At 61.3% G+C, this 26921-nt stretch carries 29 protein-coding genes and 1 other RNA gene; 14 read left to right on the forward strand and 16 right to left on the reverse strand.

The genetic code is table 11. The annotated features are described in order from the left end of the window. Positions 1–87 precede the first annotated feature (87 nt). The 3 genes from C0V97_RS03090 to ahpC form a co-directional block, all read right to left on the reverse strand. Entirely contained in the window at positions 88–1200 is a 1113-nt protein-coding gene (locus tag C0V97_RS03090; RefSeq protein ID WP_127100556.1) for a DNA topoisomerase IB, read from the reverse strand. 102 nt (positions 1201–1302) lie between these two features. Continuing rightward, positions 1303–2862 carry an alkyl hydroperoxide reductase subunit F gene (gene ahpF, locus C0V97_RS03095; RefSeq protein ID WP_127100558.1) on the reverse strand — a complete coding sequence of 520 codons (1560 nt, stop codon included), beginning with the start codon at positions 2860–2862 and terminating at the stop codon, positions 1303–1305. Between the two features lie 83 nt (positions 2863–2945). Further along, positions 2946–3509, reverse strand: a complete 564-nt coding sequence (gene ahpC, locus C0V97_RS03100; protein ID WP_127100560.1) for an alkyl hydroperoxide reductase subunit C — start codon at positions 3507–3509, stop codon at positions 2946–2948. Positions 3510–3653: 144 nt separating this feature from the next. On the opposite strand from ahpC, the gene C0V97_RS03105 reads away from it, so the two are divergent. Beyond that, complete coding sequence (locus tag C0V97_RS03105) at positions 3654–4595, forward strand: hydrogen peroxide-inducible genes activator (protein WP_127100755.1); 942 nt, start codon at positions 3654–3656, stop codon at positions 4593–4595. Positions 4596–4717: 122 nt separating this feature from the next. Here C0V97_RS03105 and C0V97_RS03110 read toward each other — a convergent pair whose 3' ends face one another. From C0V97_RS03110 to thyX, 4 genes are all read right to left on the reverse strand, one after another. Next, positions 4718–5332: a hypothetical protein gene (locus tag C0V97_RS03110; protein ID WP_199751584.1), complete on the reverse strand. Its 615-nt coding sequence runs from the start codon at positions 5330–5332 to the stop codon at positions 4718–4720. Positions 5333–5404: 72 nt separating this feature from the next. Then, a complete protein-coding gene (locus C0V97_RS03115; protein WP_127100562.1) occupies positions 5405–5620 on the reverse strand; it encodes a hypothetical protein in 216 nt (71 codons plus the stop codon). 543 nt (positions 5621–6163) lie between these two features. Continuing rightward, positions 6164–6415, reverse strand: a complete 252-nt coding sequence (locus tag C0V97_RS03125; RefSeq protein WP_127100564.1) for a hypothetical protein — start codon at positions 6413–6415, stop codon at positions 6164–6166. A 4-nt stretch (positions 6416–6419) separates the two neighbouring features. Next, positions 6420–7328: an FAD-dependent thymidylate synthase gene (thyX, locus tag C0V97_RS03130; protein WP_127100566.1), complete on the reverse strand. Its 909-nt coding sequence runs from the start codon at positions 7326–7328 to the stop codon at positions 6420–6422. Positions 7329–7509: 181 nt separating this feature from the next. On the opposite strand from thyX, the gene ssrA reads away from it, so the two are divergent. Next, positions 7510–7842: a transfer-messenger RNA gene (gene ssrA, locus C0V97_RS03135) on the forward strand. 161 nt (positions 7843–8003) lie between these two features. After that, positions 8004–8528, forward strand: coding sequence for an SspB family protein (locus tag C0V97_RS03140; protein WP_127100568.1), 525 nt, complete (start codon positions 8004–8006; stop codon positions 8526–8528). Positions 8529–8697: 169 nt separating this feature from the next. On the opposite strand, the gene C0V97_RS03145 is transcribed toward C0V97_RS03140, so the two are convergent. Continuing rightward, the gene (locus tag C0V97_RS03145) at positions 8698–9228 is read right to left on the reverse strand and encodes a TetR/AcrR family transcriptional regulator (RefSeq protein ID WP_233581932.1); all 531 of its coding nucleotides are present in this window, start codon (positions 9226–9228) and stop codon (positions 8698–8700) included. 104 nt (positions 9229–9332) lie between these two features. On the opposite strand from C0V97_RS03145, the gene C0V97_RS03150 reads away from it, so the two are divergent. From C0V97_RS03150 to C0V97_RS03160, 3 genes are read left to right on the forward strand one after another with little or no spacing between them, the layout of a single operon-like run. Beyond that, a complete protein-coding gene (locus C0V97_RS03150) occupies positions 9333–9899 on the forward strand; it encodes a hydrolase (protein ID WP_127100573.1) in 567 nt (188 codons plus the stop codon). 39 nt (positions 9900–9938) lie between these two features. Then, the gene (locus C0V97_RS03155) at positions 9939–11021 is read left to right on the forward strand and encodes an AbrB family transcriptional regulator (protein WP_127100575.1); all 1083 of its coding nucleotides are present in this window, start codon (positions 9939–9941) and stop codon (positions 11019–11021) included. A gap of 28 nt (positions 11022–11049) precedes the next feature. Beyond that, positions 11050–11442 carry a VOC family protein gene (locus tag C0V97_RS03160; RefSeq protein ID WP_127100577.1) on the forward strand — a complete coding sequence of 131 codons (393 nt, stop codon included), beginning with the start codon at positions 11050–11052 and terminating at the stop codon, positions 11440–11442. A gap of 114 nt (positions 11443–11556) precedes the next feature. On the opposite strand, the gene C0V97_RS03165 is transcribed toward C0V97_RS03160, so the two are convergent. The 5 genes from C0V97_RS03165 to C0V97_RS03185 all read right to left on the reverse strand — a co-directional run bounded on the left by C0V97_RS03165 (position 11557) and on the right by C0V97_RS03185 (position 14405). Continuing rightward, positions 11557–11781, reverse strand: a complete 225-nt coding sequence (locus C0V97_RS03165; RefSeq protein ID WP_127100580.1) for a hypothetical protein — start codon at positions 11779–11781, stop codon at positions 11557–11559. A gap of 153 nt (positions 11782–11934) precedes the next feature. Further along, positions 11935–12534, reverse strand: coding sequence for a YceI family protein (locus C0V97_RS03170; RefSeq protein ID WP_233581933.1), 600 nt, complete (start codon positions 12532–12534; stop codon positions 11935–11937). Further along, positions 12531–13118, reverse strand: a complete 588-nt coding sequence (locus tag C0V97_RS03175) for a cytochrome b (RefSeq protein ID WP_233581934.1) — start codon at positions 13116–13118, stop codon at positions 12531–12533. Before C0V97_RS03175 ends, C0V97_RS03170 begins: the two co-directional genes overlap by 4 nt. A gap of 28 nt (positions 13119–13146) precedes the next feature. Further along, entirely contained in the window at positions 13147–13764 is a 618-nt protein-coding gene (locus C0V97_RS03180) for a YceI family protein (RefSeq protein WP_127100584.1), read from the reverse strand. Positions 13765–13793: 29 nt separating this feature from the next. Further along, positions 13794–14405 carry an FMN-dependent NADH-azoreductase gene (locus C0V97_RS03185; RefSeq protein WP_127100586.1) on the reverse strand — a complete coding sequence of 204 codons (612 nt, stop codon included), beginning with the start codon at positions 14403–14405 and terminating at the stop codon, positions 13794–13796. 159 nt (positions 14406–14564) lie between these two features. On the opposite strand from C0V97_RS03185, the gene C0V97_RS03190 reads away from it, so the two are divergent. From C0V97_RS03190 to C0V97_RS03210, 5 genes are all read left to right on the forward strand, one after another. Beyond that, complete coding sequence (locus C0V97_RS03190) at positions 14565–15554, forward strand: LysR family transcriptional regulator (protein WP_127100588.1); 990 nt, start codon at positions 14565–14567, stop codon at positions 15552–15554. Positions 15555–15707: 153 nt separating this feature from the next. Continuing rightward, on the forward strand, positions 15708–16745 hold the full coding sequence (gene queA, locus C0V97_RS03195) for a tRNA preQ1(34) S-adenosylmethionine ribosyltransferase-isomerase QueA (protein ID WP_127100590.1): 1038 nt from the start codon (positions 15708–15710) through the stop codon (positions 16743–16745). Then, the gene (gene tgt / locus C0V97_RS03200; RefSeq protein WP_127100592.1) at positions 16742–17914 is read left to right on the forward strand and encodes a tRNA guanosine(34) transglycosylase Tgt; all 1173 of its coding nucleotides are present in this window, start codon (positions 16742–16744) and stop codon (positions 17912–17914) included. The genes queA and tgt overlap by 4 nt, the downstream gene beginning before the upstream one ends. A gap of 13 nt (positions 17915–17927) precedes the next feature. Continuing rightward, complete coding sequence (gene queG / locus C0V97_RS03205) at positions 17928–18989, forward strand: tRNA epoxyqueuosine(34) reductase QueG (RefSeq protein WP_127100594.1); 1062 nt, start codon at positions 17928–17930, stop codon at positions 18987–18989. Then, positions 18982–19197, forward strand: coding sequence for a ribbon-helix-helix domain-containing protein (locus tag C0V97_RS03210; protein ID WP_127100596.1), 216 nt, complete (start codon positions 18982–18984; stop codon positions 19195–19197). Before queG ends, C0V97_RS03210 begins: the two co-directional genes overlap by 8 nt. A 67-nt stretch (positions 19198–19264) precedes the next feature. Here the strand turns inward: C0V97_RS03210 and C0V97_RS03215 are convergent, their stop codons facing one another. Together C0V97_RS03215 and C0V97_RS03220 are read right to left on the reverse strand one after the other, a co-directional pair. After that, the gene (locus C0V97_RS03215) at positions 19265–19516 is read right to left on the reverse strand and encodes a hypothetical protein (protein WP_127100598.1); all 252 of its coding nucleotides are present in this window, start codon (positions 19514–19516) and stop codon (positions 19265–19267) included. Further along, complete coding sequence (locus C0V97_RS03220; protein ID WP_199751587.1) at positions 19513–19950, reverse strand: DUF2778 domain-containing protein; 438 nt, start codon at positions 19948–19950, stop codon at positions 19513–19515. The genes C0V97_RS03215 and C0V97_RS03220 overlap by 4 nt, the downstream gene beginning before the upstream one ends. A gap of 254 nt (positions 19951–20204) precedes the next feature. Between C0V97_RS03220 and C0V97_RS03225 the strand changes: the two genes are divergently transcribed. The 3 genes from C0V97_RS03225 to C0V97_RS03235 all read left to right on the forward strand — a co-directional run bounded on the left by C0V97_RS03225 (position 20205) and on the right by C0V97_RS03235 (position 25474). Then, positions 20205–23420 carry a response regulator gene (locus tag C0V97_RS03225; RefSeq protein ID WP_199751590.1) on the forward strand — a complete coding sequence of 1072 codons (3216 nt, stop codon included), beginning with the start codon at positions 20205–20207 and terminating at the stop codon, positions 23418–23420. A 32-nt stretch (positions 23421–23452) separates the two neighbouring features. After that, entirely contained in the window at positions 23453–24280 is an 828-nt protein-coding gene (locus tag C0V97_RS03230) for a TerB family tellurite resistance protein (protein ID WP_127100602.1), read from the forward strand. 156 nt (positions 24281–24436) lie between these two features. Continuing rightward, the gene (locus C0V97_RS03235) at positions 24437–25474 is read left to right on the forward strand and encodes a sulfite exporter TauE/SafE family protein (protein WP_127100604.1); all 1038 of its coding nucleotides are present in this window, start codon (positions 24437–24439) and stop codon (positions 25472–25474) included. A gap of 38 nt (positions 25475–25512) precedes the next feature. On the opposite strand, the gene C0V97_RS03240 is transcribed toward C0V97_RS03235, so the two are convergent. Beyond that, complete coding sequence (locus C0V97_RS03240) at positions 25513–26664, reverse strand: aldose epimerase family protein (protein ID WP_127100606.1); 1152 nt, start codon at positions 26662–26664, stop codon at positions 25513–25515. Positions 26665–26921: the final 257 nt, after the last annotated feature.

The raw sequence follows: 26921 nt of genomic DNA on the forward strand, positions 1-26921 counted from the left end.
GGCCGTCGCCCCTGGGGGAGGCGCAGCACCCTATCCGGCTTTGACGCCGCTCCGGAATTTTCAGGGAAAACTAAAGCCAGGAACGTGTCAGGGTTTCCTGCGCTTGCCCGGCGGTTTGGCCGGTTTTTCCAGAAGGCGGGTGAGATATCCTACCATCATGGCCTCATCGGCACTCAGCGAGGTGCACCCGGTTTCCTGCTCCAGCAGGTCTTCGGCCTGTCGGGCGAAGGCCTTGCGCAAGCTTCCATCGAGATAACCCGTCAGGATCTGGGGGTGAATGTAACATTTGCGACAGACGCTGGGCGTGTTGCCCAATCGCGCTGCCACCTGCTCGATGGTCCGCAGGATATTTTTCTTTGCGCGGGCCCGACTATCGCCCTCCTCGAGGCTGGCCAGAGTCAGCGCTGCCAAATGCGTGGCGGCCCAGGTGCGGAAATCCTTCGCCGTGATTTCCTCGCCGCTGATCTCCTGCAGATAGGCATTCACGTCATGAGAGTGGATCTCGTGGCGCTCTCCCTCATCATCGACGTACTGGAAGAGCTTTTGACCCGGCAGGTCCTGAAGCCGGGAAATCACGCGCACCAGCTTGGGATCACGCACGTCCAGATGCGCCTCGATACCGTGCTTGCCCCTGAAATCGAGGGCAAGCCTGCCGCCCTCGACGGTCGCATGACGATGGCGCAGCGTCGTCAGGCCGAAACTGCGGTTTTCCTTTGCGTAGGTTTCGTTGCCAATACGCGCCATGGTGCGCTCCATCAGCCTGACCACAGCGGCGAGAACACGGGTTCGATTGAGATGCGGGTGGCGCAGATCCTCATCCACACGCTGCCTTATGAGAGGCAGCTTGTCGCCAAAGACGAGCATGCGGGCGAATTTGTCTTCATCACGCACAAGACGCCAACGTGGATGGTAACGATATTGCAGCCTGCCGCGACTATCTTTGCCGACGGCCTGCAGGTGCCCTTTCGGGTTGGGGCAGATCCAAACATCCTGATAGGCAGGCGGGATGGCCAGACCCTTGATACGACTCAGGCTCTCGGGAGTGGTGATCCGCTCGCCGTCCGGCGTGCGATAGAAGAAACCACGACCGGCCCTATGCCGTGTGATGCCCGGGCGGGAACGATCCACATAGGTCAACCGGGCAGATCGGGCGTGATCGCGTGCCTCCTGCTCGGCACTGCTCATCGTCTGATTGTCCATCGCGCTCCCTTCCCGATCCCCTCGCATGGGGAGGAAAAAGCGCGACAGGGGCAGAAGGGTTCCCCCTCCTGCCCCTGCCAGACGAGACGATCATATGGTGCCTTATTCTGCCGGCAAACGGATGAGATAGTCGAAGGCAGAAAGCGCGCTCTTCGCTCCCTCACCGACAGCAATGACGATCTGCTTATAGGGCGTCGTCGTGGCATCACCGGCGGCAAAGACGCCCGGCACGGAGGTCGCGCCATGATCATCGACCTTGATCTCGCCGAAATCGTTCAGCGCGAGCGTGTTTCGCAGCCATTCCGTGTTAGGCAGCAGACCGATCTGGACGAACACACCTTCAAGGTCGATCCTGTGATCCTTGCCATCGCCCCCGCGATAGGTCAGACCATTCACCTTGGTGCCATCGCCTTCAATCCGGCTCGTCAGCGCTTCGGTCAGTACCGTCACATTGGGCAGGCTGCGCAGCTTGTCCTGCAATACCTTGTCAGCCTTCAGCTTCGAACTGCGCTGCAACAGCGTGACATGACCAACGATACCAGCGAGATCGATAGCTGCCTCGACACCGCTATTGCCCCCACCGGCCACAGCAACGCGCTTGCCCTTGTAGAACGGGCCGTCACAATGCGGACAATAGGCGACACCCTTGGTGCGATACTCTTCCTCACCCGGCACACCGAGCTGACGCCAATGGGCACCGGTCGTCAGAATAACTGTGCGGCTATGCAGGATCGCCCCGCTTTCAAGCGCAATCCCATGCAGCCCACCCACACGGGATGCCGGAAACAGCTCCTTGGCGCGCTGCCCCGAGATGATCTCCACGTCGTAGCTGCGCACATGGGCCTCGAGCTGGGCCGAGAGTTTGGGGCCCTCGGTTTCCTTGATCGAAATGAAGTTCTCGATCCCCGCCGTATCCATGACCTGACCGCCGAAACGATCGGCCACGAGTCCCGTGCGCAATCCCTTGCGCGCTGCATAGATGGCGGCGGAGGCACCGGCAGGGCCGCTGCCGATGATCAGCACATCGAAGGCCGGCATGTCCTTCAGGCGCTCGGCTGCACGGCGCGGTGCATCGTCATCCAGCTTGGCGAGGATCTGGTTCACATCCATGCGCCCGGAGCCGAAGGCCATGCCGTTCAGATAGATCTGGGGCACGGTCATGATGTTCTTGGAGGCCACTTCCTCCTGGAACAACGCGCCGTCGATCGTCGTCACATTGATCGCAGAATTGATCACGCTCATGGCGTTCAGAGCCTGGACCACATCCGGACAGTTCTGGCAGGACAGGGAGACGAAGATCTCGAACCGGAATTCACCCCCGAGCCCCTTGATCTGCGTGGCAATCTCCGGGTCGATCTTGGGCGGATGACCGCCTGCCTGAAGCAACGCCAGCACGAAAGAGGTGAATTCATGCCCCATAGGAATGGCGGCGAAATTCACGCCATGACGGCTATCGCCGCGCCGGATCAGGAAGGAGGGACGACGCTCGCTCACACCGTCTGCCGAATAGGTCACTTTATCGGAGAGGGCAGCAACTTCCTGGAGGAGTTCACCCATCTCCCGCGCTTTCGCGCTCCCGTCGAGGGACGCTTCAAGTACGACCGGATGGGCCAGATTGGCGAGATAGGTCGAAAGCTGTGACTTGATGGGGTCCTGCAACATCAGGCTGATCCTGCTCTTTCCGATAAACTGCGCCGAAGCAATCCGGCGGGGTTGGCCCGGCGCGGAGGCCGGGCCAGACGACCTCAGATCTTGCCGATCAGGTCGAGCGACGGGGACAGGGTGGCTTCACCCTCTTTCCACTTCGCGGGGCAGACTTCACCCGGATGCGAGGCAACATACTGCGCTGCGCGGATCTTTTCGATCAGTTCGGCAGCGGAGCGGCCAACGCCACCCGAAGTAACCTCGATGTACTGAATCTTGCCTTCGGGATCGATCAGGAACGTGCCGCGATCGGCCATGCCTGCTTCCTCGATCATGACGTCGAAGTTGCGGCTGATCGTGCCCGTCGGATCGGCCAGCATGACATACTGGATCTTGCCAATAGCTGGCGACGTGTCGTGCCAAGCCTTGTGAGTGAAGTGCTTGTCGGTGGAGACCGAGTAGATCTCGACGCCAAGCTGCTTGAAGGTAGCGTAATTCTCGGCCAGATCTTCAAGTTCGGTCGGGCAGACGAAAGTGAAGTCAGCAGGATAGAAGAAGAAGACGGACCACTTTCCCTTCACATCCGCTTCCGACACCTTGATGAACTTGCCATCGTGGTAGGCATCGGTCTCGAAAGGCTTCACGGTCGAATTGATGCGTGGCATGTCATATGCTCCCTGGTTCACATCGCTGTTTGATGACGGGCTCGTTGTCCCACGAACACGAACGCCTCGGAAATCGTTTCTGTCAATGGTAGATATAGGCAGAACCGTTTTTACCGGCATCACGGATTGGTCCTATCTATGTCCATGACCTATATTCCTCTTTCCGGCCTCTCCCTTCGCGATATCGAATATGTGGTGGCGGTCGATGATCTGCGCAATTTCTCGCGGGCCGCCGAGCGATGTGGCGTGAGCCAGGCGGGATTATCAGAACAGGTTCGCAAGCTCGAGTTACTACTCGATGTCACCCTTTTCGAGCGCTCGCGCCGCCATGTCGCGCCGACTCCGGATGGTATTCGCCTGATTGCCATGGGCCGGGAGGTTCTGGCCTCAGCACGCGCCATGATAGAGGCCGCACGCGCACGCACGGGCCCCCTGGAGGGGCTGCTACGTATCGGAGTGATCGCAACCCTCGGCCCTTACTACGTACCGAGCCTCCTGCCATTGCTGCGCCGCGCCTATCCCGAACTGAAACTGCAGCTGACGGAAAGCCTGACCCAGAGCATGCTGTCACGCTTGCGCCAGAACGAGCTGGATCTCGTTTTCGCAGCCCTCCCCGTTCCGGGCGAGAGCTTCGAAACCTTTCCGCTCTTCGAGGAACCTTTCCTGGCCGTTTTTCCGCGCAACCATCCGCTCGCCACGCGGGACGCACTGACGATGCAGGATCTGGCCGCCGATCACGATGAAAATGGATTGCTGTTGCTGGAAGACGGGCATTGCCTGCGCGATCAGGCACTTGCCGTGTGTGGCATGATGCCGGCACGGGATCAGCAGCGTCTGGCGACCAGCCTGGAAATGCTATGGCACATGATCGGCGCGGGAGAAGGCTATTCCCTCATACCTCAGCTGGCTCTGAGGAACCGCGCTGAGTGGGACGAACTCGTGGTCACACGCCCCATGGCCCCTGCCAGTCGGCAGATCGGCCTGGTCTGGCGCAGTTCGGACCCTCGTGGTCCCGCATTCAGGGACTTCGCGGCTTTTCTGGCAGATAATATCCCCGAGGGTTGCCTGCCACCGAGCGCAGGCTGAGCAACATGACCAATGCTGTAAGGTTCTCACAAGGCGGTGTTGGGCACACGCCTTGAAGTCCGATCAGGCAGATGGCGCGTTAGCGCGCAGGTCGCCCTGCGCTCACAGCGCTCTCTCGTTGATCAGAACAGCCAGCTCCAGAAGCCCTTGTCCTTCAGGTCATTTTCGCAACTCGCATATTGCGCGGCATAGACATTCGACCGCGCTCCCACCTTGCGTGCGACCGTTATGAGCCAGCCCTTGCTGGCGTAGGAGCGTTTGCGATATCCGCCCCAGCCCTCATGATAAGCCAGATACTGCCTCATCCCGTCTGTCACGGGCACATGGGCCTGTCTCTTCGTGCTGGTGACATACCAGTTGATGAAGTCGAGCGAATCCGCGAAATCTTCACGACTGGCGCTCGTATCGGTCGCTCGCTGGTAATCCTGCCAGATCTCATCCTTGGCTTGAGGATACCCATAGGCGGTCGTGATATATCCCCATGGAATGAACCATAGAATATAGGTGCGCTTGGTGTGCAGATTACTGTGGAACCCCGATTCCTGATACATGATCGCCATGGGCACGGAGAACGGGACGTTCCACTTCTTCTCCTGCCGAAGCGCCGCATGATACCAGCCCCGTTTCTCGTGAAAGATGGAACAGATATCGTCCGGATGCGCAGGGGGCGTGGGCGTACAGCCCCCCAGCAACAAGGCCGCAGGGGCAATCGACGAAATCAGCTTTCTGACAGACACTCTCGCCCCAGTTCCTGACACCCGAATGACCCAGCCAGGCCATTCCGGTCCAGTCAGGGACGATACGACCTGTCAGCCTTCGAGCTTGACGTCCCCGGCCCATTCATCGCGCGGGATCAGGGACAAATCGGCTGCGCAGGTCCCGACCATATAGCGATCAACGTCCCAGGACCAGATTTCAGGTGCATTGACCGGCTCGGCTCCACCATAGGTCGGCAGGGAAAACGAGAGGCCGACCGATCCGGTCTTGATGGCTTCATAAAGGCTGTCGAGCGTCGGATACATCATGAGCAGAGTGACCTTTTCCAGGTGAACCGGTTATTGAATTCCGGGTTGCAGGCAAAACCGGCGAGCCCTGTCGCGGTTTCTGTCTCTGGGGGCGCCGTAGCCGTCACTTTTCCGACAGATTTTCGGGGGCTTATCGCATCATGATGTCAACCAGACCGGGCCTCCTCCCTGCCCCGATCTCGGCGGAGGAGGAGAGGCAACGCCGACTTACCCTCTTGCTTGCACGCCTGCCCGAAAAGCTTCAGCGATTGACGCGCTGGCTCCTTACGCCCTCACGCTGGTGGGTGAGGATTCCGGCAGGCGTCCTGTTCATGATCGGGGGGTGTCTGGCTTTCCTACCGATATTAGGGCTCTGGATGCTTCCCTTGGGCTTCTTCCTCCTTGCGGAGGATATCCCCTTCCTTCGCCGTTTGAGCGGAAGACTTCTGGCTTGGATCGAGCATCGTCACCCGCGCTGGATGGGCCTTGCGCCCTGAGAGACCCGATATCTGCGCGACGCGGACCATGTCCCGGCAAGGATGAGGCGGGGCCCTTCAAAGGCGTCTAGTGCGCGCCGCGTGTTCCCTGAGCGCCGCTTGGCGCCGACTCGCTACGGACACAGGCACTCTGTGTCCCGGGAGTCGCGCCACATTCTGGCAGGGGGGCGGGCGCCGTCACCGGCCAGAACAAGCGTATGCCCAGCGAGATCACGACAAGAACACCTGCAAGAGCGGCCCAAGGCAGGATCGAGGGCAGCTTTCTCGGAGGCTCGGGGTCGGGGACCCCCTCCTCCATCATGCGGCGAAGATCGGTCACCGCATCACGCCTTTTGCAGGACGGCCTGCATCTCTTCCCATTCGCGCTTGCTGAGCCCCGATTCCGGCTGTGTCACCGCCTCACCGGCCAACTGGCGACGCAGGACGGCCAGCATGCCTGATGAAAAGGTGAAGGCCCCCAGACGATACTCCTCGAAAGCGGAAGCCGTGATGGGCACCCAGGCGCGCAGCACATCGAGCATGGCCTCGGCATAGACGCGGATTTCATACTGGGCGTGGCTGTCGGCGCGCAGGCTCAGGAAATGCAGCAGGTTGTGAAGATCGATCTTCCAGTACCACTGCGTGTAGGTGTTGAGCGTCAGATTCATGCGCGCCAGTTCGCGCGCCAGACCATACCCCTCAGGGTCGAGCATCGTCTCGTAGTTGTCATAGCAGCGCGCCGCATCCTGACGCAGCAGGTCGAGCACCTCAGCCGCCTTTTCGGGAGAAAGGGCCTCGGCGCGGCCCTGGCGGTTCGACACGCTCTGTGCCGACACCTGCTCGGGATCGGGCAGATAGAATTCGCGATCCAGAATCGAATAGCGTGCCGAGTATTCGTTCACATTTGCCATGCGATGACGGATCCACTGACGCGCCACAAAAACGGGCAGCTTCACATGGAACTTGATCTCGCACATCTCGAACGGGGTCGAATGGCGATGCCGCATCAGATAGCGTATCAGCCCCGTATCCTCGGAGACCTTCTTGGTGCCGCGCCCGTAGGAAACACGTGCAGCCTGCACGATGGCCCCGTCATCGCCCATGTAATCGACGACACGGACGAAGCCATGGTCGAGCAGTTCGATGGGGGTGAAGAGAATCGCCTCCAGGGCAGGCACGGTCGGCCGGCTCGTCTGAGAGGGCGTGAGGCGGGAAGCGTCGATCTCGGCGCGTTGTTCTGGTGTCAGCGGCATGGGCCGACGCTTATCACAGGACGGCTTGGGAAAACACCAGCACTTCATGTCACGGGATGATTCGGTCCGCACGCATCCATCCTCCACCCAAGCGCCCGCAAGGCCGATCGCCATCATGGTCCATTGCGATTGCCCGGACTTGGACCGCCTTGCGCGCTCAATCCGCTCCGAGGCCGGGCAGCCCCTTGCCGTGAAAGCGGTGCGCGTCTATATGCATCGGTGCCGGAGGGCTTGCCCTTGGCTATGGCGATAAACGGTAAGTGGAATAATCGTTACGGACCCGGGGGCAGTGCCCGGCGTCTCCACCATTCCTTCCCGAGGGCCCTGCCCAACGGAAAGTCAGGGGACGAAACAGGCTCGACGTGCGTGGTAAAGACTTGCCTTTTGCCCGGCATTGTACCGCCGTTATCGGGCTAAATCACAAGTGCCAATGATAACACAAAGGTGCTCGCTGTCGCTGCATAAGCGATAAGCGCGGTTCGGGAGGGCACCGGGCAACAGAAGCCCTCCCACTTCATTCATCCCCCATCCTCTGGAACGCGGCCGCAGGCGTTCAGGCATTTCCCGCCCATACGCCGAGGGTTCGGGATATAGTCTACCGACACGAGCCCTTGCCATGGGCCCTGAATCGTCGCATCCCTGAGTGATCAGTGTCTCGAAAATGGATCGATTAGAATGAGCGATGATCAGGGTGACGGCATGGATCACGAATTGCCAGAAAGCCTGCTGCCCTATGATGAATGGGTGGAAGACGCTTATCGTGAAGTCATGCTGCGCGCACTCGATTACGCCAGCACAGAGGGTCTCCCGGGCGAGCATCATTTCTATCTCACCTTTCTGACCGATTATCCTGGCATCATCATTCCCGACCGTCTGCGCGCGCAATACCCGCATGACATGACGATCGTGCTGCAGCATCAGTTCTGGGATCTGAGGGTCGATCGCGAGGCCATGACGGTGTCGGTCGGTCTCTCTTTCGGGGGAATCGGCAGCGTGCTTGTCATTCCCTTCGCCGCGATCACTGCCTTCGCTGATCCCCATATCCGTATGGCTCTGCGCTTCACGGTCGAGCCGGGCGAGATGGCCGCCGAGATCGATGAGGCGGAGCCCACGGCTGAGGACGAGAGCGCGTCGACGCAGACCGGCAGCGAGGATGGTCAGGTTGTCAGCCTGGACGCCTTCCGCAAGCGTCCGCACTGATCTCACCCCTTTTCCCGCCCCGAACTCCATCCCATCCCGGCGTCAGGTTCCATGACCGCGAGCAAAGGGCAGAGAGGCCCATCAAGGCCAAGCGGCCTGGAAGCCTCTCCGCAGCCGAGTATCAACCCGGCTGCGGTCTGCGGTCTGTGCGCCCATGCGGGTCGCGAGCTCAGGCACCCCTGACCAGCCCCAGGACTACCTGACGCAACTCCTTCTCGATCTCCCCACCCAGCGAGCCTGTCACAAGTTGCGGGGCAAGCTTCAGGACGTGAAGCACCACGACGCCTCGCGCCGGAGCCGTTTCAGCTTTGTCAGGTGTTACGCGCTCGAGGATACGCACCACGCGCTCCAGAAACTGGCTACGCCATTGCGCTGTGTAATGCCCGGCATCGGAGCGTGTTGCCATGAGCATGGTCGTCACATCGCGCTCTTCACGCTTTTCCAGCCAGGCGTTCATCAGGAGTTCGGCGGCGGCGTCGAGAGCCCCAGGCCCGAGTTCCTCATGCATGCGATCGAGCAGATCGAGACGATCCTCGATGAACCGCTCCAGCAGCGTGATGGCAATACTCTCCCTTGTCGGGAAGAAACGGTAGAGCGACCCTATGGCCGTTCCCGAGCGCGCGGCGATTTCCGTCATGGTCGCGCCCTCGACGCCTTTCTCGGCAAAAAGCGAGGACGCTGCATCGAGGATCAGGGCCACGCGCTCCCGGCCACGCTGCCTCTTAGGGGCGATGGCATTTGACTTATGCGAGGATTTCCTCGCATAACTGGGCGGTGACGTTTCCATCGATGAAAGGCTCTCCCATGCTCACTCTCGATCCCAAAACGACGGCGCTCGTCCTGATCGATCTCCAGAGCGGCATATTGTCCCTGCCTGTAACGCCTCATTCAAGCCAGGAAGTGCTCGCCAAGGGCAGGAAACTTGCGGAAACCGCTCGCGCCGCAGGAGTCTGCGTTGCGCTCGTTCATGTCGGCTTCGCGCCCGATTTCGCGGATGCCCCGCCCCATAATGTCGATTCCCCCCTGTCCACCGCCACTGCCCTGCCTGCCAATTGGAGCGATCTGGCGCCGGGCTTGCAGCAGGAGGGCGATCTCGTGATCCTCAAGCGCCAATGGGGCGCCTTCACGGGAACGGATCTCGACCTGCAACTGCGTCGCCGCGGTATCAGGACCATCGTTCTGGCCGGTATTGCCACGAATTTTGGCGTGGAATCGACGCTGCGCCACGCCTGGGAGCTTGGCTATGATGTGGTGGTCCCTGAAGATGCCTGCTCCTCGCTGAACAAGGAGATGCATGAGATGACGATCACCCATGTATTCCCCCGGCTGTGCCGCGTGACGACCACGCAGGATATCGGGTTCTCGGCTTGAGTTGAGGCGAGATCGGCGCAGGTGGAAAAGACAGAGCCCATGAAGAACGCGACAGGCATCCTCGTCATTCTCATGCTGTTCTCGGCCATGCTCGCCGGGGGGCTGCTGATCGCCGGTCTTCCCGCCGCTCTCCTGATCGGCCCAATGATTGCGGCCATCATCGTTGCGGTCTCGGGAGGCAGCATACCGCTCGACAGGCGGCTGCCTCCCCTCGCCCAGTCGATCATCGGCCAGTTGATGGCCCATTCCCTGACACTTCGCGTCCTGCACGAGGTAGTCAGCCATTGGGCCATTTTCCTCGGAGGGGTGTTTTCGGTCATTCTGATCAGCTTCTCGCTGGGCTGGGTCCTCGCCCGGCTGCGCGTCATGCCCGGCAGCGTCGCGCTCTGGGGCTCGTCCCCCGGTGCCGCAACCGCCATGACCCTGCTCTGCGAGTCCTATGGCGCCGATCAGCGCCTCGTGGCTTTCATGGTCTATCTGCGCGTCTTTCTTGTCACGATCGCCACCTCGATCGTCTCGCATATCGTGGTGTCCTCGCATGGGGCGCATCCACTTTTCCCTAGCGACCCACATTTGCCAATCTGGCCCTGTTTCATCATCGTGGCGCTTACGGCAGTCGTCACCCCATTCCTGCGCCTGGGTGCCGCGCCGCTTCTGGTCAGTCTGGCGCTGGGCGTGCTGTGCCAGAGCTTTCTGGGGCTCCGCTATACCTTGCCCGAATGGCTGCTGGCCCCGAGCTATGTGATCATCGGCTGGATGATCGGCCGACGCTTCACCCGCGACGTACTTGGCCACGTCTGGCGCGCCCTGCCCGCTGTCACGCTCTCGACCTGTGTGCTCATTGCAGGATGTGCGCTCCTGTCCTGGCCGCTGGCCCGGATCGCGCATGTGGATCTGCTCAGCGCCTATCTGGCCACCAGCCCCGGTGGCGCGGACTCAATCGCCATCATCGCCGCCTCGACACCGATCGATGTGCCTTTTGTCATGGCCATGCAGATTGCGCGCTTCATGGTGCTGATCGCAGTGGCCCCCATGATCGCCACGTCGCTCATGCGCTTCCTGCCGGGTGAGACAGCGGAGATCTCTAGTCAGGCGGGGCGGAACACTGATACTGAACACTGAGGCCCCTGTCAGCGAAAGTCCGGACCTCATGCGTTTTACCGTCGATCGCCTCGACCATATCGTTCTCACGGTTCGTGACCGCGCCCTTTCCGCCAACTGGTATCAGCGCGTTCTGGGGATGGAAATCGAGGAATATGGCCGCAACAATCGCGTCTCGCTCTCTTTTGGCGGCCAGAAGATCAATCTGCGGCCGCTGGATTCAGAAGGCTGGACCACAGCCGGGAAAGCGGCTCCGGGGGTGAGCGATCTGTGCTTCACCACGGCAATCGATTCGGAAAATATCATACGCCATCTGGAAAAATGCGGCGTGGCCATCATCGAGGGACCGGTGAACCGTATCGGGGCGCTCGGGCCGATCACTTCGGTCTATATTCATGACCCGGATCAGAACCTTATCGAGATCGCCTCTTATCAGGGCTGAACGTGCTGCCCGGATCGCCGCGGCCTTTCGAAAGGATGTTTCCAGTTCCTTTTCACGACACGCAGAGAGATGCAGGCGCCACCGGGACAACCCGGATGGCGCAACACTGCGATGTTACCAGTTCTTGCTGATCAGCCAGAATTCTTCCGATGTCAGCGTGACCAGACCACCACCCGGCAGACTCGTCTCGGCGGCCGCACCGGCGAGTGCCTCGATACGCTCGATCATGATCGTCTTGCGCTGATGGGTTTCGGATTGTTCCTTGACCTGCCCTAGAGCAGTCAGAGCGGATTTTGAGGCCTTTGCGACGCGGGCAGCGTCAAGGGCGGCGTAAGACATCGAATTTCTCCAGTGATGATCTGCTCCCTTTCTAGTCGATTTGAGGGCGCAGTTCATCCCCCTCCCGGTTTTGCCCTGTCGAAAGACGTCGCCCAGGGAACTAGTCGGAGATCTTATGGAGGGAATTTTTGAGGCGAGGTCAGTTGGAGATGATCACTTCTTGCCATGGGCCACGAGGTCGAAGGTTACGCCAACCTCGAGTGCCACCCATTGCCCTGAGGCCCAGGGCCCCTGCCCGACGCCGAATGCCGTTCTGACGAGATCTGCCTGACCTTGCGCATGGGCATTGCCATCTTTCGCCTCGAGAGTGAAGCGCAGGGTGACGGGCCTGGTGACATTACGCAGCGAAAGCGTTCCCAGTGCCTCATAATGCTTCTCGCCCACTGAGCGGATGGCAGTTGAGACGAAACGCGCTTTCGGGAACTGGGCCACATCGAACCAGTCTGCGCCCGGAAGGGCCGTGTCACGCTGCGTGTCCCCGGTATGGGCGCTCGCAAGATCGATCGTCACCTCGATATGCCCGCTCTCGGGATGCGCGGGGTCCAGCGCGATCTCGCCATCATATCGCCCGAACTCCCCGGCGAAACGTGTCCCGGTCTGGGTTCCAGTGAAGCCGATATGACTTTGTGCCTTGTCGAGCACCCAGTCCTGCGCCCGCACGGGGGCGGAGGCGAGGAGCACGAGAACCGGCAAGGCCAGAGCGTGTAAAACGAGTACTGGCTGGGCGCGACGCGCCATCCTGAGCGTGATCATCGATCTTTCTTTCCCAACTGGGGCAGCATGCGCTCAAGCACGCCATCCTTGAGGATGAGCTGATGCCGCAACGCCGCGAGCACATGGAGCGTGATCAGGGCAATGAAACCATAAGCGCCATAGCTGTGCAGGGCGGAGAATGCGTCCTCGACCGGCTGCTTGTTCGCCAGATGCGGCAGGTAGGGCAAATCCGGCCAGGGTATGAGGCCATAGAGGACGGTCGGAATGGCGTAGACGGAACTCGACACCACGGCCCATCCGCTCAGAGGCAGCAGGATCATGGCCGCATACAAAACGGCATGGGCGAGCGCCGCGAGATGACGCTCCATGCGCGGCATCGTTCCGACAAAAACGGGAGGGCGGTGTGCAAGGCGCCACGCCAGACGACACAGCGCCGCGAGCAGGATCGTGATCCCGATCGATTTATGCAGCTGAAATAGCCGGAACATCGTACCGGGGGGTAACCCGCCATGCACCATGGCCAACCCGATCGCGATCAGCGCCAGTATCCCCAGGGCCATGAGCCAGTGAAGGCCCATGGCCACGAGGTCATAACGCGACTTCATGCCAGATCGATCGCGCATACCGCCCATCACTTCCGATCGCCCCTGTTCAGAAGGCTTTTTCGAAAGCGCCGGCGATATGCAGTGTCACCTGATCACCCACCAACGGCACATAGCGCGAAACGCCGAACGCGCTGCGCGAAATCACCGCGGTGCCTTCGAACCCAACCGTTTCCTTCTTGTCGAGCGGGTTGACGCCGCTTCCGATCAGACGCGCCTTGAAGGTGACGGGCTTGGTCACGCCATGAAGCGTCAGATCGCCCGTGATCGTCGCCATGCTGCTTCCGGCGCGCGTGACGCGTGTGGAGACGAAATGGGCCGTGGGGAATTTCTCGGCGTCGAACCAGTCAGCGGATTTCAGCTCGCCATCGAGCTTGCCCACAGTAGTCTGGACCGAGGCGATGGGCAGGGTGACATCCAGCTTCGTCGCGTCGATATGCGCCGGGTCGAGGGTCAACGTGCCTGAGGCCTGCGAGAAAAAGCCTGAGAAATTGGTGAAGCCCATATGCAGGAGCGTGAACGCGACCTGGGTATGATAGGGCTCGATGCTGTAACTGCCAGCCTGAACCGCCTTGGGGTCAGGCGTGCCGCCCTTTTGGGCGTGCGCGTGCGGGACAGAGACGAGAGCCGCGAAAAGGGCGGCGCTAACGAGAATGGTCTTGTTCATGGAAAAGAGCTCCTTCGTTTCGAATTGAATCAGAGTGTCAACGCGGCAATATCGGCCTTGGCGGCGCTCATGGCCGCGTCACGGGCCTCTGCCCCGCGGCTCAGCCCTTCAGCGCGGATCCAGGTTATGTCGCGCAGTCCGATGAAGCTGAACACAGCCGTCATGTAGGGCTCCTGATGGTCCATCGGCGCCGCCGGAGTACCCGGCGTATAATTGCCGCCGCGGGTCGAGATCAGAACCGCCTTCTTGCCCCCGGGCACCAACCCCTCGGGACCGTTCTCACCATAGCGGAAGGTCTTGCCCGCTACCGCAATACGGTCGATCCAGTTCTTGAGCTGGACAGGAACGGTGAAATTGTACATCGGCGCGCCGATCACCACGATATCGGCGGCGAGCAGTTCCTCCACATGGGCGTTGCCTCGCGCCAGATCGGCCTGGATTGCCTCATCGGTCACCTCCGCGCCGAAACGCGCCGCCACATGACCGGCCGAAAGATCCGGGATCGGATGGGCGGCCAGGTCATGATAGGTGATCTCGGCTTCGGGATGGGCTGCCTTGAGATGGGCGATGGTCTCGGCCGTCAGGGCGCGACTGGCAGAATTGTCACCGAGAATGCTGGAATCGATGTGAAGGATCTTCATGATGGGCGCTCTCTGCTTCAGGGCCTGATGAGGAAGCAGGAAAACCCCGTGATGGGGCGTCAACCTGCTGTTCCCGCATACCGTCCCATACGTTAACCCATCTCGACACTCGATATCTTCCGATGGATAGTATCGCTCTGGACTATGGATGGGGGGATCATGCTGGACCGGATTTCGCTCGATCAGCTCCGTGTCTTCATCGCGGCAGCCGATGATGGCAGCTTTTCGGCAGCGGCGAGGCGCTTTCGACGCTCGCAGCCTGCGATCAGCGAAATGATCGCGACACTGGAATCCCAGATGGGCGTGGCCCTGTTCGACCGTATGGGGCGCTATCCACAACTGACAAAGGCGGGCCAGACCCTGCTCGCCGATGCGCGCGGTATCGTCATGGGCGTCGATCACATGAAGGCGCGTGCCTATGGCATGGCGTCGGGCATCGAGCCCGAGCTTTCCGTGGTAGTGGATGTCTTCTTTCCCATGGACCGAATGACCCGCGTGGCGCGCGGCTTTCGCGAGACTTTCCCCCAGACGCCGCTGCGTCTCTATGTCGAGGCGCTGGGCGGGGTCTTTCAGCCTATTCTCGAGTCACGCGCCCAGATCGGCATTGCAGGCCCCCTGCCCGATCTGCCCGATGCCCTTTCCTCGGAGGCGCTGGGTGACATCCGATTCATGATGGTGGCATCGGCGGAGCATCCTCTCGCCCGCCATGACGGCCCGATCCCCAAGGAAGAACTGGCGCGCCATGTGCAACTGGTCCTGACCGATCGGACCGATCTTTCCGCTGGTCGCGAGCGCGGTATCTTCTCGCCCGCTACGTGGCGTCTGGCCGACCTGTATGCGAAGCATCATTTTCTCCTCGGCGGGCTTGGCTGGGGCGGCATGCCGGTGCACAGCATCAGCGCCGATCTCGAAGCGGGTCGTCTGGTGGAACTGCAGATGGATGGGTTCACGCCCGGTGGTTCGGCCATGCCCATGACGGTTGTCTACCCAACTGCCGAGCCCCCCGGCCCGGCAGGACGCTGGCTGATCGATCACCTCAAGCTCTGCCCGGGGCGACACGGCGTGACCGGACCCGATACGGGCCAGGCGCCCCCAGAGCCGCAAATCGCGCAAACGATCTGCCGTACCAGGCAGCCGGCCCTATCCTGAAAAAGCCGACAGGCGTGATACGGGCGCGGCACGCGCCGTTTCCACTGCGGATCGCCTCCTCATCAGAGCCGTATCGTCTGAAGATATCCGAGCCGCCCACCGCCTGATTTGCACTGGCATTGACGGGCGGTTCTGGCCTAAACCGAGCCGCCCATGCAGATATCCGATTTTGATTTCGATCTTCCGCGCGAGAATATCGCCCTGGAACCCGCCCGACCGCGCGATTCAGCGCGCCTGCTGCGCGTGGCTGCCAGCCAGCCCCTGAGCGAGGCGCGTATCAGCGATCTCCCCTCTCTGCTGGAGCCGGGCGATCTGCTGGTGGCCAATGACACAGCCGTCATACGCGCTCAGCTCGCGGCACGACGCGGCGAGGCAAAGATCGGCATCACCCTCGACCGTATCCTGAGCGATGGCAGCTGGCACGCGCTGGCGAAGAATGCCCGCAAGCTCAGGCCCGGCGACACGCTGCATTTCGGCAGCGATCCTGTCACGGCTGAGGTGGTGGAGAATGAAGGAGATGGGGCCATCTCCATGCGGTTCTCGGCCGAAGGGAAGGCCTTCGACGACTTCCTCAAACGGGCCGGTGTGCTGGCCCTGCCCCCCTATATCGACCGCCCTACCGGCCCGACCGCGCAGGATGACAGCGACTACGCCACAATTTTCGAGCGCCATAAGGGCGCCGTCGCCGCCCCGACAGCGGGACTGCATTTCACCCCCGACCTGCTGGCCGCGCTCGACGCACGTGGTGTGAAGCGTCACACCCTCACCCTGCATGTAGGAGCGGGCACCTTCCTGCCCGTCCGTGATGAGATTGCCAGCCATAAGATGCATGCCGAATGGGGCCGCATCGACGCCCAGACAGCGCAGCGCATCAACGACACCCGCGCTAGTGGCAAGAAAATCGTGGCCGTGGGTACGACAAGCCTACGTTTATTAGAAAGCGCCGCGGACGAGCACGGCATCGTCCACCCCTGGGAAGGTGAGACTTCGATTTTCATCAAGCCGGGCTATCGTTTCCGTGCGGTCGATCGGCTGATGACCAATTTCCACCTGCCACGCTCGACCCTGTTCATGCTCGTCTGTGCGCTGGCCGGAACCGAGACGATGCGCGACGCCTATCGCCATGCGATTGCCGAGGGCTTTCGCTTTTATTCCTATGGAGATGCCTGCTTGCTGGATCGCGCCCCATGACCGAATCTGCCACGAAAATGCAGTGGAAGGCCGAGGCCTGTTGCGGTCAGGCACGTGCAGGCCATCTGCATACCGCCCATGGCACGATCCCGACCCCTACCTTCATGCCGGTGGGCACGGTGGGCACGGTCAAGGCCATGACCATGGATGCCGTGCGCTCGACGGGTGCGGGTATCATTCTGGGCAATACCTATCACCTCATGCTGCGCCCCGGCGCCGAGCGCGTGCGCAAGATGGGCGGGTTGCATCGCATGATGGACTGGTCCGGCCCGATCCTGACCGATTCAGGCGGGTTTCAGGTCATGTCGCTTGGCGCGCTGCGCAAGCTCGATCAGGACGGGGTGACGTTCAACTCGCATATCGATGGCTCGAAGCATCGCCTGACACCGGAAAGCAGTACCGACATCCAGCACGCGCTCGATGCCACCATCACCATGTGTTTCGATGAATGCCCCGCCCTGCCCGCCACGCCGGAGCGTCTCGAATCCTCCATGGAATTGTCCATGCGCTGGGCAGCGCGCTCTCGCGAGGCCTTCGTGCAGCGCCCCGGCTATGGCCAGTTCGGCATTATGCAGGGTGGCACAGAACGCGATCTGCGTGCCCGCTCGGCGAAGGCCCTGACCGATATCGGCTTTGAAGGCTATGCCATTGGCGGCCTGGCGGTGGGCGAAGGTCAGGAACTGATGTTCTCGACGCTCGATTTCACCACACCACTCCTGCCGCAGGACCATGCGCGCTATCTGATGGGGGTGGGGACGCCCGATGACCTGCTGGGCGGTGTCGAGCGTGGCGTCGACATGTTCGATTGCGTCATGCCCACGCGCGCAGGCCGCACGGCACGCGCCTATACCGAACGCGGCACGCTGAATATGCGCAATGCGCGGCATGCAGAAGACAACCGTCCGATCAGCCCCGATTGCGATTGTCTGGCCTGCTCACGCCATAGCCGCGCCTATCTGCATCATCTCTTCCGTGCCAATGAAATTCTGGGGCCGATGCTGCTGACATGGCATAATCTTGCCTATTACCAGCGCCTGATGCGCCAGATACGGGTTGCCATTGTCGACGGCACCCTGCCGCAGAAAGCGCTCGCCCTGCGCGCCGACTGGGCTGCCGGAGACTGGACACAGGACGAGTTCCCCCAGCCGGACTGGCCGCCTGTCCCATGACGCCTCTCTCCCCATGAGCAAGAGCATCGAAGACCGCATTGCCGACCATGCGCGGCATCTCGGTTTCGATGCGATCGGCTTCTGCGACGCCTCCCTGCCCGAAGAAGCCCGCACGCGGCTGCGCCAGTTCGTGGAAGACGGGCGGCACGGCACGATGAGCTGGATGGAGCAGCGCATCGAACAGCGCGGCGACCCCAAGGCGCTCTGGCCTGAAGTCCGCAGCGTGATTTCACTCGGGCTTTCCTACGCGCCTGAGGCCGATCCTGCCGAAACGCTCGACCAGCCCGATACGGGCACGATCTCGGTCTATGCCCGCCATCGCGATTATCATGACGTGCTCAAAGGCATGCTCAAGCATCTGGCGCAATTCGTGGTGCGTCAGGATGTTGGCGGCGACGGCACGCAGGTGAAGGTGTTTGTCGACACCGCGCCGGTCATGGAAAAGCCCCTGGCCGAACAGGCCCAGCTTGGTTGGCAGGGCAAGCACACCAATGTCGTCTCACGCATTCATGGCTCCTGGCTGCTTCTGGGCGAAATCTACACCACGCTTGAACTCACCCCCTCGCCGCCTCGCGCCGGGTCATGCGGCAGTTGCACGCGCTGCCTGACAGCCTGCCCTACCGATGCCTTTCCGCGCCCCTATGCGCTCGATGCGCGGCGCTGCATTGCCTATCTCACGATCGAGCATGACGGGCCGATACCGGTCGAATTTCGCAAGGCCATGGGTAATCGCATCTATGGCTGCGATGACTGCCTCAATGCCTGTCCGTGGAACCGGTTTGCGGCCACCTCGCGCCACATGAAGCTCCAGCCCCGTGCCGATCTGATGGCCCCCAGACTGGATGATCTGGCCCGGCTGGACGATGCCGGATTCCGCAGCTTCTTTTCCGGCTCGCCCATCAAGCGCATCGGTCGCAACCGCTTTGTACGCAATGTGCTGATTGCACTCGGCAATTCCGGCAATCGCGCGCATCTGCCTCTGGTCACGCATCTGACACAGGACGAAAGCCCGATTGTCGCTGACGCTGCCGCATGGGCACAAACCGAATTGCAGGAAGCCGCATCGAATGAGTGATCTCGTCAAACGCAGCTTCACCTTGTCACGCCATCGCACAAGCATCGCCCTCGAGCCTGAATTCTGGGCCGTGCTGGAAGAGATGAGTGCGGAGAATTCCCTCGCCTCTCTGATCGCCAGCATCGATGCGACGCGCCCACCGGAACGTCCGCTCGCCTCGGCGCTGCGCGTGGCTTGTCTGGTTTTCCTGCGCAGCAAAGGACCATGATTCGACAAGACATCTGCGGCCTCGATCCGTCGAGGTCCGTCCCACCTCCTCATGCTGCCGATGTCATCTAGCCGCGGCGGCGGCCTATCAGCGCGCCTAGCCCCGTCACGATGCCAGAGGCCAGCATGAGGCTGACGAGCATCATGGTCGCCATGATGATGCTGGCCTGACCCAGATCCAGACCGAGAGCGTCATTGACATAAAAGACGGGCGATAAAACCTTCCAGCTTCGGCCCGACCAGGCAAAATAGTGATGGGTCGCATTACCCAGGGCAAGATAGACAACGACGGCGACTGGCAGGGTGATGAGCGCTTTCATTTGACTTCCAGCGTCCCGTAAGACCGCATTTCATTCAGGTAGGCAGGAGGCTGCGCGAGCAGGATCTCGCGCAGGCGATAGAAATCATGGGCATCGGGCAGCGTGATGCATCCCTTGCTGATCCCCCAGAAGCCGACTGGATGCAGCCGGAATGCCCCACGCCTGATGCCGTCTATTGATGTCTGATCGTCTATGACGCCATCATCGCGGTAGAGGGCGAACCAGTCCTGACGATGGGTGCCCGCGAAGAAATCACCGACATGGTCCCTGACGACACCCAGCCGCCCCCCACATTGTCGATCGAGAATATGGTACAGCCCCAGCGGAAGAGGACCATTATTCCTGTTATTGGTCGCGGCAGGGCGATTGGTTAAGACGCCGGACCCGGAATAGGCGGGAAACGAACCAAATCCCGCGCAGGTAAGCACCGACACATCTTTCTCGTTGAGGTAGAATACGCAATGCGCGGGCAATCGAGTTCTCTCCGATCTTGATGGAAAACCTGTTTCTTATACTGGTCTTGTCTTTTGCATTTTCCTGATCGAAAAGCCATTGCGGGAGGACGTTAGACGCCTTTGTGCCAATCGTGATGCGGTTGAGTTCCGAGCCACTGAGCCGCCACTCACCCGATCGTGAGCGAACCCCTAGCCAATGACGATTGTTGTCGATATTTAACGACAACATCATCATGCTCACCTTTGTGACGCTGGGGCTTCATCGATCCATGACGTCTTGCCCATCTGGCGCTGCCACTTCTTCTGACAGCCTCGAAGCCTTCATTGAGGCCGAGATCACGCGTGGCAGCTTTGCAAACGAGCGCGCCATGATCGAAGCCGGGCTCACCCTGCTGCGTGAGAAAATGGCCAACGCGGCGAAGAAGGAGGGGATCGCTTTTCCGCCTGCTGGCGGCCAATGCGGTGCGCTCATACGCGGACTTGACTGGACACAGCATGACGTCGGCCCGACGCGCACATGGTCCGACCCGCTGAGAGCGACGATTACCAATATCGTCAACTCTCCCGTGGCCAAGATGCTTCTCTGGGGGCCGGAACAGATCCTGTTCTATAACGACGCCTTTAGTATCATCGCAGGGGACCGCCACCCCTGTGCACTCGGAAGCTCGTTCGCACGGGCTTTCCCTGAACTCGATGACTGGGCAAGACCTTTTCTCGAAGCGGGGTTGCGCGGGGAGGCCGACAGTTTTCTCAATCGGAAGATCGGACTGAACCGGAAGGATCAGATCGAGACGCTGATCCTCGATTTCTATTTCACCCCCGTCTACGAAACGAGCGAAACCGCCGGGGGGGTGCTTTGCACCATCGTCAACAACACTGAACGTGCTCTTGCCGAGAAGCGTCTTGCCTCGAGCGAGGCCGAATTGCGGCGCGTGACCGATGCGACGCCCATGCTTGTCGCCTATGTCGACCGGCAACACGTCTATCGTTTTGCCAATGCGCATTATGAAACCTGGCTCGGCCTGCCGCTCGATCGCATCGTCAACCGGCCAGTCACCGAGGTTCTGGGCGAGCGCGTCTATCAGGACCGCCGCCCGGATCTGGAGCGCGCCTTGTCCGGCGATCATGTGGTGGCCGAAACACGACTGCCGCAACAGGACGGCACCTGCCGCCACACGGAATTCCGCTATGTGCCGCATCTGGCCGAGGATGGCTCGATACCCGGCGTGCATATTCTGGGCATCGATATCGAGGAGCGCACGAGACGAATCGTCGAGGTAGCCGCCAGCGACCGGCGCTTTCGTACCGCCATGCAGGCCGTCCACGGCGTACTCTGGACCAACAGCGCTGATGGCCGCATGACGGGAGAACAGCCGGGATGGGCAGCCCTGACGGGTCAGACCTATGAGGAGTATCAGGGATTTGGCTGGGCCAATGCCGTGCATCCCGATGATTCTGCCGCGACGGTAATGGCCTGGAACGCCTCGGTCTCGGCACGCACCATGTTCGTCCATGAGCATCGTGTGCGCAGTTGCGACGGTCAGTGGCGGAACTTCGCCATACGCGCCCTGCCCATTCTCGACTCGCGTGGCATCATTACCGAATGGGTGGGCGTTCATACCGACATCACCCATCAGCGCGCAGCCGAGGCTGCCTTGCGCGAGCACGCGGAAGATCTTGCCCGTCAGGTAAGGCATCGCCAGAGGGCCGAGGAACAACTGCGCAAATTCAACGAGACGCTCGAAAACCGGGTAATCGAGGAAATTGCGGAGCGCCGCCAGGCCGAGGCCCGTCTGGCGCAGGCCCAGAAGATGGAATCGATCGGCAAGCTCACCGGGGGCGTGGCCCATGATTTCAACAATCTGCTGCAGGTCATCAGCGGCAATCTGCAGTTACTTGGGCGCGATGTAGCCGGTAACGCACGTGCCGAGCGCCATATTGCCAGCGCCATGGGCGGGGTGCAGCGCGGATCGCGCCTGGCCAGCCAGTTGCTCGCTTTCGGGCGGCGGCAGGCGCTGGAGCCCAAGATCGTCAATGTGACGCGCTTCGTGCGCGGCATGGATGACATGCTGCGCCGCGCCATCGGCGAGGGGATCGAGATCGAGACTGTGGTGTCTGCCGGATTGTGGAATACGTTCATCGACCCCGCTCAGATCGAGAACGCGCTGCTCAACCTCGCCATCAACGCACGTGATGCCATGGAGGGTCAGGGCAAGCTCACCATAGAACTGGGCAATACCCATCTCGATGATGCCTATGTACGCCAGCATGACGACGTGAAGGCCGGTCAGTACGTGCTGCTCGCTGTCAGTGATACGGGTTCGGGCATGACGCCCGAGATCCTGGCGAAGGTGTTCGAGCCCTTCTTTTCCACCAAGGCCGAGGGCAAGGGCTCGGGGCTTGGTCTGTCCATGGTCTATGGCTTCGTCAAGCAATCGGGCGGTCACATCAATATCTACTCCGAGCCCGGCGAAGGCACGACGATCAAGCTCTATCTGCCGCGCGCCATGGATGCTGAGGATGTCGAGATTGAGCACCATATGGGGCCGGTCACCGGCGGGACCGAAACCGTGCTCGTGGTCGAAGACGATGACGAGGTACGCGCGACGGTAGTCGAAATGCTGTCGGACCTCGGCTATCGCGTGTTGAAAGCGACCGATGCGGCCAATGCGCTCGTGGTGATCGAGAGCGGCATGCCCATCGACATCCTGTTCACTGATGTCGTCATGCCCGGTACGCTCAAGAGCCCGGAACTGGCGCGTCGTGCCAAGGAACGCCTGCCCGATATCGGGGTGCTGTTCACTTCTGGCTATACCGAGAACTCCATCGTCCATGGCGGACGTCTGGATGCCGGGGTCGAACTGCTTTCCAAACCCTACACGCGCGACGCCCTCGCCCGGAAGTTCCGCCACGTGCTCGGCAATCGCGCCCAGCGCAGTGCTGCCGAGACACGTGGCATTCAGACGTCAACGGGTAACGCGATGCCACCGGAGGCGACGCAGGAGGCGCGCGCGCCGTCACAGGCCCTCTGTGTCACGGTGCTGTTCGTCGAGGATGACCGGCTTATTCGTCAGACGACGACCGAGATGCTCAGGGACTCAGGGTATCTGACCGTTGAGGCCGCCGATTATGACGAGGCCCTGATCGTCCTGCAGACCATGCCTGTCGATGTGCTGCTGTCCGACGTGAATCTCCCCGGCAAATCGGGCAAGGAACTGGCCGAGCAGGCCAGATCCCTGCGTCCCGATATCGGGATTGTGTTCGCCACTGGGGACAGCCACGCGGTGCAGGGCGATCCTTCCGTGACGATCCTTCCCAAACCCTATGACCTGCCAGCGCTGATCAGCGCGCTGGGTAACTGCCTGCCGCGTCTCGCACCCGGTCGGGCAGCCAATGAGGAGAGGGATACCGCAGCGGGCAGTGCTGCGGATCGTCCGGCCAGCGTTTGAACTCCGCCCTGCCCTCATGCTACCGGTAGGTCATGGCGTTCTGGGGTAAAATGTTCGGCGGTGTGGCCGGCTTCGCGGTAGGTGGGCCGATGGGCGCGCTCATGGGGGCAGCTCTGGGGCATGCGGCCGACCGGGGGGCGCTGCTCGAGACGCCTGCAGGCGGCTGGCACGAGCACTGGCGTACCAGGGGCGCACCTGACCCCAATGGCGCTGCCTTCATGGCCGCTGCCAAGATGTCCACCCTGCTGGGCAAGACCGACCAACTCTACGCTATCGGTCTCGTCGCACTCTGCGCGAAGATGGCCAAGATCGATGGTCCCGTGAACAAGGCCGAGATCTCTACCTTTCGCTCTCTTTTCCAGTTCCCGGCCGATAACATGCGTGAGGTCGGCATGCTGTTCGATCGGGCACGCGACCGGACCGATGACTACGAGATGTATGCCCGCGAGCTCGGTAAGGGCTTTGCCAAGGATCGCGCGCCACTCGAGCAACTCCTGATGGCGCTGTTTGTCATTGCCCGTGCCGATCTTCCTCCGGGCGCGCCGCTCCATCCGGCGGAGACCACATTCCTGCAAAAGGTGCATGCAGCATTCGGCCTGCCTCCCGGCGCGTGGGACAGGGCGGAGAGTGGGCGCTCAGGCTCGGCAAGCAACGAGAACGACGCCTATATCGAACTCGGACTCACGCGCTCGGCTACGGATCAGGAAGTGCGCACCCGCTGGCGCGTGCTGATACGCGAACATCATCCCGATGTGCTAAGCCAGAAAAACCTGACCCCCGACGCCATGGCCAAAGCCGCCGATCGCGTGGCGCGCATCAATGCGGCCTGGGACAGGATCAAGCGCGATCGCAAGCTTTGAGCTTGCGCTCTGCCATCAGCACAGCACCTCGCACCCTCCCCCGCCGCAGGCAGACATGATTTGTCAGATAGCTGCGAATAATTCTCAGCTAACCTCCCGGACCGAAACTCCCGATGCCGCGAGACATAGGGGACCACGGAAACGGAAAGCCCTGCGATGCTGCTCGTCCTGCTCCTTTTCATCCTGTCCTGTGCCGCCTTCACCATCTCCTCCGTAGCGGGCGGTGGGGCCGGGCTCGTCATCATGCCCGTGCTGGGGTTGATGCTGACGGCGTCGCGCATCCCGGCGGCCCTCTCCATCGGCACGATGATCAGTACGACAGGCAGAATCGCGACATTCCGGCGCGCCATCATGTGGCGCGTGGTGCTTCTGTTCCTGCCCGCAGCGCTGCCAGCCGCCGCTTTGGGGGTGTACTGCCTGCGCCTCATGCCACCAGTCTATCTCGAACTGCTTCTGGGACTGTTTCTGAGCGGCAATGTCGTACTTCTCCTGCGCCCGCAGGCAACGATCAAGACCGATCCCGCCTGCTGGCGCAGGCTGCCCGTCATCGGTTTTGCAGCCGGCTTCATCTCGGGATTCACCGGCGCAACGGGCCTCCTGTTCAACCGGTTCTACCAGAAGCTCGGCCTGCAGAAAGAAGCCATCATCGCCACGCGCGCCGCCAATGAGGTGCTGCTTCACGCAATCAAGCTGGTGCTCTATGCGCGTTTTGGCCTGTTCGATCATTCCGTGCTCGTGGCCGGGCTGGTTGTCGGGGCCTCGGCCATCGTCGCGCTTCAGGTAACCCGTCTGGTTCTGCCCCTTCTGACCCACGCCCAGTTCTGCCGCATCGGTCACGCAGCCGCCGCCGTGGCCGGAATGTTCATGCTCGGCAGCGCCGCTCATCAGATCGCGTTGAAAGATGCCATGTCCCTCAGCTATGGCCGCGCCCATGGCGAAACCGAACTGGCGATGACCTGGCGCAGCCACAGAGTAGCGCTCGAACTCGAACGCCCTCTCGAACTGGAGGTAAAGCATCGCGTCGCTCTGGCCTCAGATCCAGGATCGGGACGGCATGGCGCCACATTGACCGTGCTGCATCTGGCAGCGGATCGCGGCGTGTTCGTGACGCGGCGCGTTCTGGGAGGTCATGACGGGAAAAGATGGGGGGGCGATGGGGCGTTCGGTCACCCTCACCACCGCCATGATGCGTGATCTGTGCCCCGAAAACGGGGCACAGGCATAAGACCGGCTCAGCGTGTCCCGAGCTTGAAGATTGTCGTATAGTCGAAGTACTGACCCGGGCGGAGTTCCGTAGTCGGGAACGCGGGGTGGTTGGGGCTGTCCGGATAATGCTCGGCCTCGAGCGCGACAGCGTCAGTCTGACGATAGGCGCGATGCGAAATGCCCGCGTATTTCCCGGTCAGTGAGTTCGAGGTGTAGACCTGCAGACCGGGCTGGTTGGTCGATACCTCAAGCGTACGCCCCGAAGCCGGGTCGAAGATCACCGCAGCCGGGCGGGGTGCCTTGCCATAAGCGCCATCCACCACCCAGTTATGGTCATAGCCACGGGCGATGAGCATCTGCGGGAAATCGCTGCGCAGGCGGTCGCCGATGCGCATGGGCTTGCGGAAATCGAGCGGCGTATTCTCGACTGGAGCAAGTTCGCCCGTCGGAATCGAGGTGCCGTCAGTCGGGGTATAGCGCGCGGCATTCACCTGCAGCACTTCATTCTCGATCGAGCCCGAGCCTTCGCCATTCAGGTTCCAATAGGAATGATTGGTCAGGTTCAGGACGGTCGGCGCGTCGGTGGTCGCCTGGTAATGCAGGCTGAGCGCGTTGTTCTCATCAAGCGTGTAGGTCACATTAGTGGTCAGTGTGCCGGGAAAGCCCTGATCGCCACTGGGACTGACGAGACGCAGTGTAACCGACGCACCCTTGGCATTCTTCTTTGTATCGACCAACGTCCAGACATGCTTATCAAAACCCACCTTGCCTCCATGGAGCGCGTTCGGCGGATCGGTCAGATCGGTATGGTAGCTCTTGCCATCGATGGTGAACGTGCCATGCGCCAGACGATTGGCGTAACGGCCGATCATCGCGCCGAAGAACAGGCCGCCCTGTGCGGAGTCCTTGGTATAACCGTCGAGCGTGCCGAAGCCGAGAACGAGATCCTGCACATGACCGGAACGATCCGGCGCCTCGACAGACTGGATGATTCCGCCGTAGGTGATGACCCGGACGGTCATGCCATGATCGTTGGTCAGGGTGACGATCTTCACCTCCTGACCTGCAGGGGTCTGGCCCCAGGATTGTACCGTCACAGCGGGCGCTGCCTGCGCCGCACCGTCCATTAACCCGGCAAGCGCCGCCACACATACGGCGCTCTTAACTAATGCTCTCATGGACGAGGTGCTTCCATCTGTTGATTCGGGGCCACACTGATCGGAGAAATGCTCTGTGTCAAAGTATATAAAGCCTCTCTTCGCCAACCGCGGGCCTCTTCAAACGCTAGAGAGACAGCATGAGTTGGCATCTACGGTCTGGCGTCTGGCAGACATCGTGCTAGAAAACCACGATGCTGCGTCTCTTAAGGGACAGCACGCGCCTCTTCTCCCCTCGGGTGGTTGGTGTCATGCTGCGCTTTCGGGTGACGCGATAA

The sequence above is a fragment of the Asaia sp. W19 genome (genome assembly GCF_003994335.1).
Taxonomy (GTDB): domain Bacteria; phylum Pseudomonadota; class Alphaproteobacteria; order Acetobacterales; family Acetobacteraceae; genus Asaia.

Coding starts and splice junctions, on each gene's coding strand:
- C0V97_RS03090 (WP_127100556.1), bottom strand. CDS start 1,200: ATGGACAATCAGACGATGAGCAGTGCCGAGCAGGAGGCACGCGATCAC.
- ahpF (WP_127100558.1), bottom strand. CDS start 2,862: ATGTTGCAGGACCCCATCAAGTCACAGCTTTCGACCTATCTCGCCAAT.
- ahpC (WP_127100560.1), bottom strand. CDS start 3,509: ATGCCACGCATCAATTCGACCGTGAAGCCTTTCGAGACCGATGCCTAC.
- C0V97_RS03105 (WP_127100755.1), top strand. CDS start 3,654: ATGACCTATATTCCTCTTTCCGGCCTCTCCCTTCGCGATATCGAATAT.
- C0V97_RS03115 (WP_127100562.1), bottom strand. CDS start 5,620: ATGATGTATCCGACGCTCGACAGCCTTTATGAAGCCATCAAGACCGGA.
- thyX (WP_127100566.1), bottom strand. CDS start 7,328: ATGCCGCTGACACCAGAACAACGCGCCGAGATCGACGCTTCCCGCCTC.
- C0V97_RS03140 (WP_127100568.1), top strand. CDS start 8,004: ATGAGCGATGATCAGGGTGACGGCATGGATCACGAATTGCCAGAAAGC.
- C0V97_RS03150 (WP_127100573.1), top strand. CDS start 9,333: ATGCTCACTCTCGATCCCAAAACGACGGCGCTCGTCCTGATCGATCTC.
- C0V97_RS03155 (WP_127100575.1), top strand. CDS start 9,939: ATGAAGAACGCGACAGGCATCCTCGTCATTCTCATGCTGTTCTCGGCC.
- C0V97_RS03160 (WP_127100577.1), top strand. CDS start 11,050: ATGCGTTTTACCGTCGATCGCCTCGACCATATCGTTCTCACGGTTCGT.
- C0V97_RS03165 (WP_127100580.1), bottom strand. CDS start 11,781: ATGTCTTACGCCGCCCTTGACGCTGCCCGCGTCGCAAAGGCCTCAAAA.
- C0V97_RS03170 (WP_233581933.1), bottom strand. CDS start 12,534: ATGATCACGCTCAGGATGGCGCGTCGCGCCCAGCCAGTACTCGTTTTA.
- C0V97_RS03175 (WP_233581934.1), bottom strand. CDS start 13,118: ATGCGCGATCGATCTGGCATGAAGTCGCGTTATGACCTCGTGGCCATG.
- C0V97_RS03180 (WP_127100584.1), bottom strand. CDS start 13,764: ATGAACAAGACCATTCTCGTTAGCGCCGCCCTTTTCGCGGCTCTCGTC.
- C0V97_RS03185 (WP_127100586.1), bottom strand. CDS start 14,405: ATGAAGATCCTTCACATCGATTCCAGCATTCTCGGTGACAATTCTGCC.
- C0V97_RS03190 (WP_127100588.1), top strand. CDS start 14,565: ATGCTGGACCGGATTTCGCTCGATCAGCTCCGTGTCTTCATCGCGGCA.
- queA (WP_127100590.1), top strand. CDS start 15,708: ATGCAGATATCCGATTTTGATTTCGATCTTCCGCGCGAGAATATCGCC.
- tgt (WP_127100592.1), top strand. CDS start 16,742: ATGACCGAATCTGCCACGAAAATGCAGTGGAAGGCCGAGGCCTGTTGC.
- queG (WP_127100594.1), top strand. CDS start 17,928: ATGAGCAAGAGCATCGAAGACCGCATTGCCGACCATGCGCGGCATCTC.
- C0V97_RS03210 (WP_127100596.1), top strand. CDS start 18,982: ATGAGTGATCTCGTCAAACGCAGCTTCACCTTGTCACGCCATCGCACA.
- C0V97_RS03215 (WP_127100598.1), bottom strand. CDS start 19,516: ATGAAAGCGCTCATCACCCTGCCAGTCGCCGTCGTTGTCTATCTTGCC.
- C0V97_RS03225 (WP_199751590.1), top strand. CDS start 20,205: ATGCTCACCTTTGTGACGCTGGGGCTTCATCGATCCATGACGTCTTGC.
- C0V97_RS03230 (WP_127100602.1), top strand. CDS start 23,453: ATGGCGTTCTGGGGTAAAATGTTCGGCGGTGTGGCCGGCTTCGCGGTA.
- C0V97_RS03235 (WP_127100604.1), top strand. CDS start 24,437: ATGCTGCTCGTCCTGCTCCTTTTCATCCTGTCCTGTGCCGCCTTCACC.
- C0V97_RS03240 (WP_127100606.1), bottom strand. CDS start 26,664: ATGAGAGCATTAGTTAAGAGCGCCGTATGTGTGGCGGCGCTTGCCGGG.